General features: G+C 73.7%; 3 protein-coding genes. 2 read left to right on the top strand and 1 reads right to left on the bottom strand.

All coding sequences use genetic code 11. The features are described from left to right. On the top strand, positions 1-297 hold a 297-nt coding region (locus I59_RS10165), incomplete at its 5' end, for a TOBE domain-containing protein (RefSeq protein WP_031273570.1). Positions 298-401: 104 nt separating this feature from the next. Here I59_RS10165 and I59_RS10170 read toward each other — a convergent pair. Beyond that, complete coding sequence (locus tag I59_RS10170) at positions 402-881, bottom strand: NUDIX domain-containing protein (RefSeq protein WP_022903777.1); 480 nt, start codon at positions 879-881, stop codon at positions 402-404. 55 nt (positions 882-936) lie between these two features. Between I59_RS10170 and nagB the strand changes: the two genes are divergently transcribed. Next, the gene (gene nagB, locus I59_RS10175; protein ID WP_031273571.1) at positions 937-1,725 is read left to right on the top strand and encodes a glucosamine-6-phosphate deaminase; all 789 of its coding nucleotides are present in this window, start codon (positions 937-939) and stop codon (positions 1,723-1,725) included. The last annotated feature ends 158 nt before the right edge of the window (positions 1,726-1,883 follow it).

The raw sequence follows: 1,883 nt of genomic DNA on the forward strand, positions 1-1,883 counted from the left end.
CTCCGGGGTGGTGACGTGTTCGTGTACGGCTTCACCGTGCCGGCGCTCGACCGCTCGGCTGCGGACGGCCCGGTCACCGCGTTCGTCCGCCCCGAGGACGTCGCGTTCGCGGTGGAGGGCGTCACCGGCACGGTCGTCTCGTCGAGCTTCCTCGGGTCCGTCCGCCGGACGACGGTGCGACTCGACGACGACACGATCGTCGCGGTGCAGCACGCGGTCGGCGACCGACGTGCCGTCGGCGAGCCGGTCGCGCTCCGCCTGACGGGCGCGCCCGTCGCGGTCGCGCCGCTCGCCTAGCGGGCTCCGCGACCGAGCCGGGTCTCGGCTCCGCACCGACGGACGGGAGGCGCGGTGCGGGCCCGCGCCGTGCCTCCAGACCGGTGGACGGGCGCGTCAGCGCGTCAGCGCTGGAAGCGTGTCGCCACCTCGTCCGAGAGCGCGGCGTCGACCCGGGCACGCATGTCCTCCGACATGGGCGGGAGGGCATCGAGCCGGAACCAGGCAGCCTCGGTGTTCTCGCCGTCGGCCGGGAACGGCGTGCCCGAGACGTACCGGAACGCGAACACGAGGTCGAGGTACTGCGCACGGTCGCCGTTCGGGTAGGTCATCTCGGGCAGGACCCGGACCCACGCGAGCCGCTCGGCCTCGGCGACCACGTCGGCCTCCTCGAGGACCTCGCGGGCAGCGGCGACGGCGGGCTCCTCGCCCGGGTCGACGATCCCGGTCACCGGGGTGTAGGCGCCCGTGTCCGCCCGCCGGACGACGAGGAGCTCACGCTCGGCGCCCGTGCCCCGGGTGACCACGGCCGTCACGCCGGTGAGCCACAGCGGGGCGTTCCCGATCCGCTCGCGGAGGGCCAGGACGAAGTCGGGGGTCGGCATGGCACCACGCTACGGCACGACCCTGTCGCGGACTGGTCATGACCAGTAGGGTGTGATCGTGGAGATCATCATCCTGCCCACGCCGGCGGAGGTCGGTCGCGTCGCCGCGGCCAAGATCGCGTCGGTCGTCGCGAAGAAGCCGTCCGCCGTCATCGGACTCGCCACCGGGTCCAGCCCGCAGGGCATCTACGCCGACCTGCAGCGCCGCGTCGATGCCGGCGAGATCGGGTTCGCGGAGGCCCGGGGCTTCGCGCTGGACGAGTACGTCGGCATCCCGCTCGAGCACCCCGAGTCCTACGCCTCGGTGATCGCCCGCGACGTCGTCGGTCCGCTCGGGTTCGACCCGGCACGCGTCCGGGTTCCTGACGGCCGCGCTGCGGACCTCGAGTTCGCCGCGAAGGAGTACGACGCCGCGATCCGTGCCGCCGGCGGGGTCGACGTGCAGATCCTCGGGATCGGCGCGAACGGGCACATCGGGTTCAACGAGCCGACGTCGTCGTTCGCGTCCCGCACACGCATCAAGACCCTCGCGCCGTCCACCCGCGCGGCGAACGCCCGCTTCTTCGACTCGCCCGACCAGGTGCCGACCCACTGCATGACGCAGGGGCTCGGCACCATCCTCGAGGCCCGCGAGCTCGTGCTCGTCGCGCAGGGCTCGGCCAAGGCGGACGCCGTCGCGGCCGCCGTCGAGGGGCCGTTGTCGTCGTTCGTCCCCGGGTCGGCGCTCCAGCTGCACGAGCACGCGACCGTCGTCGTGGACGAAGAGGCGGCCGCCGGCCTCCGACTCGCGGACTACTACCGCTACACGTACGACAACAAGCCGGCGTGGCAGCGGTTCGAGTGAGCCGGCGGGTCAGCGGGCCGTCCCGAGCCTGCTGAGCGCCTCGTCGAGCGTCTCGGCCGAGCAGCCGAAGTTCAGCCGCACGTGTCCGGCGCCCTGACGACCGAAGTCCAGGCCGCGTGACAGCGCGACCCGCGCCCGGTCGACCAGGACCGGCGCGG

Source organism: Curtobacterium sp. B8, assembly GCF_000333315.1.
GTDB lineage: Bacteria > Actinomycetota > Actinomycetes > Actinomycetales > Microbacteriaceae > Curtobacterium > Curtobacterium luteum.

Excerpts from the sequence above, each read along its gene's own strand:
- I59_RS10170 (WP_022903777.1), bottom strand. The coding sequence starts at position 881 with ATGCCGACCCCCGACTTCGTCCTGGCCCTCCGCGAGCGGATCGGGAAC.